The following is a 10,176-nucleotide window of genomic DNA, read 5'->3' as shown; positions in this document are numbered from 1 at the left end:
CCGACCACAGCCGAAACTCTCGGCGAATTTCGCTACCACTGCACCGTTCGATCGGGACATGCGACGTTTTGGGGGTCGATTTTAGACAAGACAGGCAATTCTTTTCGATTATTCGGGATGCGAGGCCGATGGGACGGATCGCTCGCTCAGATTGAGCACGATGGGTGTCGTTCAAATTGGTATGAAACCGAAGATACGTTTCACCTCGACAATTGGAATCATTGGTATGAAACGACATCAGCGTGGAAAGAGCACACGTCCGTTCACCATGAGAAATCGCAACCAAAATGGTCGCCTCAAACGAAGCTTATTGCAAATAGCACTCGCGGGAGTTCTTGCATCGACTGGCACCTATTCGTTTGCCGCCGACATCGAGGTTACTAGCACCGACGATTCCGGTGAAGGAACGCTTCGTGAAGCACTCACCACCGCCGTTGCCGGTGACCGTATCGTCTTCAACCTGACCGGCTCAACGACGATCACCTTGGCATCCGACCTGCCGGTAATCACCGACGACCTGACGTTTACCAATTCGAACGTTGCGGCGGTAACGATCGACCGCAACGGTTTCGATCCGTTGACCTTTACCGGAGGTGTGATCGACCTAGGAGAACTGAACGTCATCGCGGCGATAGGCAGCGCGACTGATTTCGATTTCGGTGCCGCATCGACATTGATCGGCGATGGCGAACAAATCACCGGAGACATTCAACTCCGCGGGACCATCGCCCCAGGAAGCAGCGCCACAACAGGCAACATTGGCAAGATTGTGATCGATGGCCAATTGGACGCCGATAGTTCAACGATTCAAATGGATGTTCAGGGTGGCGCCACTCCTTCGAGCGACGAAGTTGAAGTGACCGGTACGACAACAGTGGATGGCGCAACACTCGCCCCCAATTTCATCGGCTCCGAATACGCGATCGGCGATACGTTCACGCTTCTCTCGACCGGAGGGTTATCGGGCACGCTCACAAACGCAACAGAAGAGTTCCAGCTTCCTTCAAACCCATTCTTAGAAGCAATCATCAACGTAGGTGCGAACGATCTGGGTTTGACGATTCAAGACAACGGTGCGAGCTTCACGGACGTTCTCAATGAATGCGACCAATTGGAGGCCGCTGCGGAAATGGATCGCCTACGAACCGCAGGCTCTGGCACCCAGCAAACTGCGATCAACGACCTGCGTACTCAATCATCATTCGCAGTCAGTTCGGCCGCTCGACAGCTAGCTGGCACTTTGTATCCGTCACTCGTTGACGCACAAATCAATGAAGCCCACAACGGGGTTCACATCCTGCGAGATCGCGTGCTGATGCAACGATTGGAGGTCACCACCGACGGATCTTGTTCGCCATGGGTACGTGCTTTCGGTATGTCGCTCGATACCGGCGAAGACCATTGCCCTACCGAGGGATATCGCCGCGAGATTGCAGGCGTTGAACTGGGAACAGGATACTTCTCAACCGCCGGCCTCGGCTTCAACGGCTTCGTCCAACTCGGGTCAGCGGACACTACTGTTGTCGACGATAGCCAACTCAGCGAATCCGACTTCTATCGTGTGGGTGGATCCGTGCAATACGTCGGTGACGTCTGTTACGCGTTGGGCACAGGCGGCTTTGGCTTCCACCAACACTCGATCGCACGGTCCATGTCCGCGCTCCAGTCGGGAACATCAGCAAACAATGAACTCGACAGTGACGATCAGTTCGTTTCGGTCGAGATCGGCACATTCTTCGAAACCACTCGATGGCTATGGTCATCGTTTGCATCCGTTCAAGCGGCGCAAGCGAATCTCGACGGCGGTTCGGAAACAGGTGACTCCGACTTCCTGCTCAACACCAGCAGCATTGACGGAGAGTCCTTGCGATCGATGCTCGGGGGAACGCTCACAGGCAGCAACCTAACCGGGCTGGGCAACGCGACCACTCAAGTACGCTTGGGTTGGCTACACGAGTATTTGGATCACTACCAAACGGTCGTCTCAACCGTTCAAGACGGCGGGCAGGCGATGACGATCCAGAGTGCCGACACAGGACGCGATTGGCTGTCGCTCGGTGCCCAACTCGATTGGGGCGTGATCCTTGGTGGGCAATTCACACTCGCGTATCAAGCCAACCTCAATACCCAATCGACATTCCAAAGCGGCATGGTTGGAGGACAATGGTACTGGTAGTCCAACGACAGAGAAATCGCACAGCTTCGTTGCCGCGAGCGTGCCAGCGTCGAACTACCACGCCTGCTCCGTCCTAAGTCTCGGCACACCCTCCGACGACACCTGTCGCGCACCCGAAGAAGTACGAACGGGGTTGGGCCGTTAGTCCTGCCTGTTCGAAAATTTGCTTCGCCCGTTCGCAATCCTCGAATGCGGTCGTGTAGACACTCAACATCCGATAGTTGTCGGGATTGCCCATGAAGAGGCGACCGATGACGGGGATGATGCGTGTCAGATAGAACAGGTACGGCGTTCGCAGCCAGCGGTTTTGGGGCACGGAAATCTCCAGAAAGGAGAACTGCCCTTGGGGTGCGAGAATGCGACGCACTTCGTGAGCCAGAACAGACAGTTGCTCGTTCGACAACGTCTTCAATCCGAACGAAGAAACGACCACGTCCGCAAACCCGTCCGGCAGACCGCTGCGCAGCGCGTCGACTTCGTGAATTTCCATCTCAGTAGTGAGTGGGCCGTCCTGGCGACGTCGCCGGTGCAGCTCACGTGCACAGCGACACATCTCGGAAGAATTCTCGATCGCCACCACCCTGCCCTGCAGCATTGCTGGCCCGCCCTGGATTGCTGCCCTGCCCTGCTCTTCTGCCCTGCCCCGCTCATTCCGCCGGCAATCCCCGGCTTGCTGCGTCCCTAGCCGTTTGACGATGCGGGGGTACAGCTCGCCCATCCCGGCCATCAGGTCCACGACAACAGCCCCGGCAGGTATCTCGACCTGTTCGACACACTGGCGACGCCATCGTTCGCAAAAACCGAACGAGGAAACCAGATTGACGATCCCATACGTTGCCGACATTTCGTCGAACAACTTTCTCACAAACGATGAGTCATAAATTGGCTCATCGTTGCTACTCGTTTTCATCGCGTTCTATGACCTGAGCAAACCGCACCACATCTGAACGCGACCGTCACATTCATGCCCGATAATCAAACCGCATTACGGGCACCGACGGCAACCTCATTCTACTCCGCCCGGCGGCAGATGATCACGTAGATAGCGGATGATCAACATACGAGCATGCACCGGAGTTCCGACGCCTTCCCGCAACCCGTGGTCTCGGTTGGGATAGACCATGTAGTCGAACGGTTTGCCGAGGCGGATCAACTTATCGACCAGGCCTTCGATAATTTGAATATGCGTGTTGGTTTCTCCTGACCCGGTGATGATCAGCAGATCCCCCTTCAAACCTTCGGCGTAGTTGATTGCCGCTGCCGTTCGATATCCTTCCGGATTGTCCTCACGGGTTCGCATGTAAATCTCTTGGAACCATGCGTTGTAAAGATGCGGTTGCGGTTTGGGGACGACCGCAATACCGACGTGATACGAATCAGGTTTACGGAACATCGCGTTGAGCGTGTTGGACCCTCCGCCGCTCCACCCCCAAATGCCGACGCGGGACAGGTCCACGTAAGGCTTCATCCGTCCGAGTTCCTTCAACCCGGCTTCTTGCTCCTCGGTCGATAGCGGTCCCAAACTGCCGTAGCTGGCCCGTCGCCACGCGGCTCCTTTTGGTGCAGGCGTTCCCCGGTTGTCGATGGAAACGACAAGGTATCCCTGGTCGGCGACCACGCGGTGAAAGTCACTCTGAACGGCTCCCCATTTATCCAACACCGTCTGGGCATAGGGCTCTCCGTAGACGTACACGAAGACGGGGTATTTCTTCGACTCGTCGAAGTCTCTCGGCTTCATCAACAACGCGTCCATCGTCACATCATTTCCGATGTCCAATTGAAGGAACTCCGTCGGATGCGCGACAACCTCGGCTGCCCGTTTGTGAAGTTGCTCGTTCGCCTCCAAGACACGCAGGCTTTTGTGCTCAGGCAATGAGACCAAGTCGATCGTCGGCGGAATGTCGACAGTCGAATAGGTGTGAAACGCCCACTTGGCGTTCGGAGCAAACACGTATTCGTGCGTCCCGGGCTGACCTTTCGGAGTAACGCGCTGCAACGTGGCACTGCCGTCCAAAGGAACACGGTACAAATATGTCTGAGTTCCATTTTCCGGAGACGCGTAGAAGTAGTACCAACCACTTTCCTCATCGACAGTCCCCTTGGCGATCAGGTCATACTCGCCCGCTATCAGCGTTGACAACGCTTCGCCATCTCGCGAGTACAAGAACGCGTGACGCCATCCGTCTTTTTCGCTGACGACGATGAACTGCGTGTAGTCGCGAATCCACGTCAGGCCGATGTTCTTTCCTTGACTACCGACGGCCCAGGCGTAGTCCTTCTCGTGAAAGATTGTTTTGACATCCCCATCGAGATCAACGAGCAGGAACCAACGTTCATCCCGCGAACGGCTCAGCTTCTCAACCAACACCTCGGTCGAATTCCCCGCCCATCCAATTTCGCCGAAGTACATTCCCTCTTCGGGCTTTTCGATCGGCAACCAAATCACCTCGGGTTCGGCTTGCTCGTCACCCGCGGAAGCCTTCACCACGCCCACGCGCAGCGACGTGATTTTCTCACCAACGCGTGCGAAGCGATGTTGTTGAACGCTGGGGTACGACGGGTCGTCGGTTTGCAGTACCGGCCGTTGGCGAACGTTTGTCGAATCGTATTCCACAAAAACGATCTTCGATCCGTCCGGACTCCACGCCGCGTCGCGATAACGCACGTCGCGATCGTTGGGCCGTTTCACGAGCGTCGTGCGTTGGTCACTTTCGATATCAACGATCACCAAATCGCCACGACGACTCTCGATCGCCTGGGCACCGTCAGGAGAAACGTTTCGGTCGCTCGCCCGCAACAGTTCACCATCGGTCGCGGGACGGGTTTGGTCCGTTTGCACATCATGGACGACCGCTTTCTGATCACTCGATTTTTCCCCGCTCGGTTTGACGAGGTAACCGGAACTGTCAGGCAACCAAGTCGCGCTGAGAGGCGTCGGCCGGTAGACGCGTCGTTCGTAGACGTCTCGAAGACGCGATTGAGCTTCCTGGTACCACGACAATTGCTCCGTGGGTTGGGAGCCGCTCGCGTTTTCGACGCGAAACGGACCGACGGCATAGCAGACATTCGTCCCCATGACCGATAGTCCTACGATTAACGAACCTAGAACTGCGAATCGTGCACGCGGCATTTGCGTTTCCTGTGAGGCGGGGGTCGTTCGGTCGGACAGATTGCGATCGCGTTCCCACTCGACCATGAGAACGTCGCGTGATCACAACTGAGAGATGGAGTCACCGGTTCGCACAGTCGATGACCGCACGCTCGGTAACTCGATAGACTCTAGCCATCTCGAAAATAATCGCCAAGCAACCCGGCGGCGATCATCGAACCGATACAAGAGTATGGGCACGAGGTGACCAAAACACGCGTGTAGCGTGAACGACATCCTCCAAAGACACACGGGAGAATTCAAGAATTTTCACACGCCAACAGGCCACTTCGCGGAGAATAAAAACGGCCTAGGATCGGTTGCTCGAACCAGCAATCCGCTGCGCATAACGCGATCATTCGATCGGTTTCCTAGTCGACACGATCACGGCGAAATCAACACCGCCTCGCCCCACAGCGAAGGGTCCTCGGCGACCGGAAACGCGTCGCTCAGGGTCAACGATTGGTACCCGAGTTCGCGGTCGGCCACGGCGTAGTAGAAACCCATCCGAGGTTGATCGATCGGGTCGAACCCCGTCATCGCGCCGGCCGGAATCAAACCGGACATCTCGTAGCCATCATGTTTCGGCGCGGCGTGGATCTGCAGCACTTTGTCGGCGATCGGTTTCGGATTCCCGCGAGCCCGGTTGATCGGTACCAATCGAGCCACCGGTCGCTCCCGTTGGGGGCCACCTCCGGCGGGCAACCATAGGAAGCGGTGGCAGTGCTGAGTCGCTCGGTGAATGTTCGGACTGTTGCGGGTGTCAAACCAAAGGTGGACACCGTCACTTTCATCGAGCCTCGTGTCGCGGCACCATGGCATCGCCCGCTTGCCGGCAACCTTGACCGTGAAACCAATTCCCTCAGGCGCCCATGCGACTCGCAAATCGGCAAAGATCGGCCCACCCGACAACGCACCAAAGGACGGCAATCGGCACGCCTCGGGCAGCGTGAGCCCACGAGTACTCCACTTCAACTCATGCCGCAACAACCGCACCTCGAATCGGAACAGGATCGTTGGGTCAACGAGTTGTGAATCCTTTGCCATGCTCAAATCGCCGCTCAAATTGCCGCCGGGAAATCTAGTTCAGTCGTCCAAAAACCAATTGTGTCGACTTCTAATCGATTTTGATAGGCCAGCAAATCCACGCACCATTCGCAAAACAGGCGACAAAGAAGTGAAAGCTCCGCCGTATGCGGTCGGAACTCTCACAGAGGCACAAAGGCACGGGGTTCAGTGGATCGTGACCAATGCAGGAGCCGCTAGTAAAACATCCGAACAACTCCACCCAACACCACATCACGCCCAACACACACTCCCCCAACCCTCGGTGCCTCCGGGCCTCCGTGAGAGACCCTTCGCCACTGCTCCCCAAAATAAACCAATCTCTTCAATCTTCACGCCCAATACACAAGCTGCTGTCCAGATCCTTTCCTAACCCGCACAAACCGATTGTTTTCAACAGAATGAGAGATTTCCCTCGTTGATCTTTTTTTCCTAGCCGTCATGGACGTCGATAACGTGCACTGCAGCGATCACGCAGGGAGGCAAGTGGACGACCGATCCGGTTCCTTATCATCATCCGGATCACGCAGAAACGTTTCTTGCCTGTCCGAAATTGCCGCTTCCCACCTCAACGTTCCCACCCATGGCGGACACCCATTATTTGTCCGCTGACCTTTGTTCGCAGACGCCCATCATTCCAATGAGATTTCCGACAGAGAAGCCTCAACACCGGCTGACGCCCAAAGGTTCATCGAAAGGATTATTCAGATGAAAACTCAGCTATCTTACAAACGTTCTTGTACCAAATTCAAACCATCGTCGCGTTCGCCTAAATCTCGCGGACGTATCCGACGACTCTTGCTCGCCGCCCTCATCGGCGGTGCTTCCCTGTGGTCGACGTCATCACCTTCGGTTGCCGCCGAACTGCCGTTTGACAAACGCGGCGGGATTTCGATTCTCGTTCACGAGTTTCATCCGACACCGACCACATCCGATGCCGTCGAACCGATCGCACCGGCCGACACGGCATCGGTTGAAACCAAACCCAACGCCGACGCATCCAACATCGTCGCGGCAGTCGGAACACACGACAGCGTTCCTGTCGTTATCGCCAATGAAACACTTTCGACACCAACCGCACACCGCACGTCGAGCCAATTCAATGAAATGATCGCCGCCGCCGTATCCGCAACGGCGGCCAAGGTGGGAATCTCGGTGGAACAATTCCTCGAACCTTTCGCAATGGTGGGCCCCCTCGCATCGAAACCGTTAGCAACGACACCGCTGGCCGAGAAACCGGCAAACGATGCAGAAGCGACCACCGAGATTCCCGTAGACGCTGTCGAAGAATCGGCAATCGCCGTCACCACCAAACCCGCCAACCCGATCGCCGATGAACCGGTTCAGTCTGTTTTGACCGAATCGGTTCCGTCCGCGCAACAACTCGCCGAAGCGGTCGCGTTGAACCGATGGTGGCAAGACGAAACGATCGACGAGACAGACAACGAAATCCTCAACGAGATCGTCCAGACGGAAATCGAAACGAGCATTGTTGAGAATGTTGTCGAAAACGCCGTCGAGAATATTGCTGAGGACATTGTTGAAAACACCGTCGAGAGCGTTGTCGAAGAAGAATCGACGGACCTCGCGGACGCCCTCGTGGCCAACGACCTCGAAGACAAGTTCGTCGGCTCGGCTCCCGTGATCGTCACGATCCAGGAAGCCTATTCGCCATACGACATCGCCAAACGCGATCTCGAAATGGAATACCTCGACCTGACGACGGTACAACCGATTCATCCAAAAAACTATGTTTCGTTGCCAGCCGATGACGCGCTCGCACTCGAGGATGCGGACACGGTAGAGATCGCCAAAGAATTCGAATCCGAAGAGCTCGAAACGGAAGACGCTGTCGCCAAGACGGAAGACGGAACCGCCGCTGAAATCGAAGTAGCACAGGTCGACAACAACGCAGCAGCCGACGACATCGAAGAAGTTGTCGCGGTTTCGCCGGATTGCCTGCTCGACGAATGGATTCACACCGCGTCAATCTGGACCGAAAACGTTCGCACCACTGACGTGAGCGTGACCGCGGTCGGCGAATCGGTCGGCACCTGGTTTGCCAACTTCGCAATCCCAGCCGAAGCAAACGTCGCCGAAGAAGTCCCGATGATGATCGTTGCCAACGAAACGATCCCCGCACCGGTGCCCGACGCAGTACCAAACGCGGCTCCCGAGCCCGAAGCCGTCGTCGAAATGGTCGCGACCGATGCCAAGGACGCTCCAGCGGAAGACATCGCCGCTGTCTCCGACGAACCAATCTCGGACGAAGCGGTTGCCGAAGTTGCAGCCGCCGAACCGTCTGACCCTTCCGATTCGCAGGAAATCGTGATGATGGATGTCGACGGTGAAAAGATTCCTGCCCCCGTTGCGGACGAAGCTCCCAACGCGGTCACCGAGGAATCGTTCGCGGTCGAAGAATCGGTCGCTCCCGCATCGGACGCACTCGCTGCAGACGAGATCGTGATGATGGACATCAACGGCGAAAAGGTGCCCGCTCCTGTTGCCGACGACGTTCCCAACGCGACTCCCGAGGAAGCACTTGCGGTTGAGGACAACGAACACCCGTCGTCCGACGACGTCGCGGTTGCCGAGATCGTCAGTGTCGAAACCGCCGAAGACCTTCAGGAAAGTGACGCTGCGGACGCTCTCGAAGTTGTCGAAATCGCCGAAGTGGCCCCGAAAACGGACACGCTTGAGCAGATCGCGGTGAGCGATTCACCGGAACAGCAAGGGGAAAACGAAACCGTTGACTCGGATCAGAACGACTCGGAGAGTTTCCAGCAAGCGATGTCGCTCTCGGCCATCGTCGCGGCAATCAACCAATGGCAGAACCGCACGATCGCTCAAATCCTCGCGGACATCGAACCGAAGGAAGAGCCAACCGCCCTCGTGGAACTCGCCGACGCCTCGGATGTCACCGAACCGACCGATGCTGACGAATCGGTAGACGCCATCGAATCCGCCGAGCAAGTCGACGATGCCGAAATCGAAATCGCCAACGCCAGCGAAGTTTCCGAGGAAACAATCATCCGCTAGTTGCGATCCGGTCACTGCCGGTCTCACCAACCAAACGCAAGAAAGCCGTGGTTTTAGTAGAACCACGGCTTTCTTCGTATCGTGAATGAACCAATGCGTCAGGATCGATTGCTCCTCGCTAGACAGAGAGAGCGATCGACTCAAGATGTTATCGACTCACGGGGAAGCTATTCCCTCACCGTCAAACGCCGGGCCGTTTGCACCAACTCGAGCATCTCGCCTCGCAACCCGTGCGGGTCTTCTCCGGTCGCATCCTCCGCCGCACGCAGAACATCGTCGTACGTCCACGCTCCCGAATACTCACTGCCTCGAAGCAACATGCCGAATGCGGCAACCGAAGCGGCAAAGCGAAAGTCTTCATCCGATTCGCTGAACGGTGTCTGCGAATCCTCGAGCACCCGCGTCATTAAACGACTCGTGTCCCCCTGCGGTGGTTTGTAACGTAATTTCAACGTCAACATTTCGTCGGGAGCCCCCGCGTCGTCGGCATCTTGAGTCGCCTCGGTATCCGATTCAGGCGTTTCGTCGACGGCCCGATTCTTTTCCGGTTGATACTTCAACGGATCGACCGCCGGTGCCACCGCATCAGGCAACCTTCCCGCCGGCACGACTTCATAGAATGCCGTCACGCGGTGCCCTGCCCCGATCTCACCGGCGTCTTTGGTGTCGTCATTGAAATCCTCTTTAGCGAGCAAACGGTTTTCGTAGCCGATCAACCGGTAGGACGAAACCGCCGCGGGGTTGAACT

The 10,176-nt window shown here is 56.7% G+C and carries 6 protein-coding genes; 2 read left to right on the top strand and 4 right to left on the bottom strand.

Annotation, left to right across the window (positions count from 1 at the left end):
* Nucleotides 1–226: 226 nt before the first annotated feature.
* Complete coding sequence (locus RSSM_RS01995) at nt 227–2,176, top strand: autotransporter outer membrane beta-barrel domain-containing protein (RefSeq protein WP_236620885.1); 1,950 nt, start codon at nt 227–229, stop codon at nt 2,174–2,176.
* A gap of 73 nt (nt 2,177–2,249) precedes the next feature.
* On the opposite strand, the gene RSSM_RS01990 is transcribed toward RSSM_RS01995, so the two are convergent.
* The 3 genes from RSSM_RS01990 to RSSM_RS01980 all read right to left on the bottom strand — a co-directional run bounded on the left by RSSM_RS01990 (nt 2,250) and on the right by RSSM_RS01980 (nt 6,254).
* Nucleotides 2,250–3,086, bottom strand: coding sequence for a class I SAM-dependent methyltransferase (locus tag RSSM_RS01990; RefSeq protein WP_008673953.1), 837 nt, complete (start codon nt 3,084–3,086; stop codon nt 2,250–2,252).
* Between the two features lie 96 nt (nt 3,087–3,182).
* Nucleotides 3,183–5,252, bottom strand: a complete 2,070-nt coding sequence (locus RSSM_RS01985) for a S9 family peptidase (RefSeq protein ID WP_044300635.1) — start codon at nt 5,250–5,252, stop codon at nt 3,183–3,185.
* 456 nt (nt 5,253–5,708) lie between these two features.
* Entirely contained in the window at nt 5,709–6,254 is a 546-nt protein-coding gene (locus RSSM_RS01980) for a DOMON domain-containing protein (protein ID WP_044300633.1), read from the bottom strand.
* A gap of 843 nt (nt 6,255–7,097) precedes the next feature.
* Here RSSM_RS01980 and RSSM_RS01975 point away from each other — a divergent pair.
* Nucleotides 7,098–9,428 (top strand): hypothetical protein, encoded by a 2,331-nt coding sequence (locus RSSM_RS01975; RefSeq protein WP_144059503.1) that lies wholly within the window; start codon nt 7,098–7,100, stop codon nt 9,426–9,428.
* 167 nt (nt 9,429–9,595) lie between these two features.
* Here RSSM_RS01975 and RSSM_RS01970 read toward each other — a convergent pair.
* On the bottom strand, nt 9,596–10,176 hold a 581-nt coding region (locus RSSM_RS01970), incomplete at its 5' end, for a YfbK domain-containing protein (protein ID WP_044300630.1).

The sequence above is a fragment of the Aporhodopirellula sallentina SM41 genome, from assembly GCF_000346505.1.
In the GTDB taxonomy this organism is placed as follows: domain Bacteria; phylum Planctomycetota; class Planctomycetia; order Pirellulales; family Pirellulaceae; genus Rhodopirellula; species Rhodopirellula sallentina.
Note: the sequence above shows the minus strand (reverse complement) of the source record. Positions and strands in the feature narration are given on the sequence as shown.

Bases quoted from the DNA above. Each gene is read 5' to 3' on its own strand.
- RSSM_RS01995 (WP_236620885.1), top strand. From the start codon at position 227: ATGAAACGACATCAGCGTGGAAAGAGCACACGTCCGTTCACCATGAGA.
- RSSM_RS01990 (WP_008673953.1), bottom strand. From the start codon at position 3,086: ATGAAAACGAGTAGCAACGATGAGCCAATTTATGACTCATCGTTTGTG.
- RSSM_RS01985 (WP_044300635.1), bottom strand. From the start codon at position 5,252: ATGGGGACGAATGTCTGCTATGCCGTCGGTCCGTTTCGCGTCGAAAAC.
- RSSM_RS01975 (WP_144059503.1), top strand. From the start codon at position 7,098: ATGAAAACTCAGCTATCTTACAAACGTTCTTGTACCAAATTCAAACCA.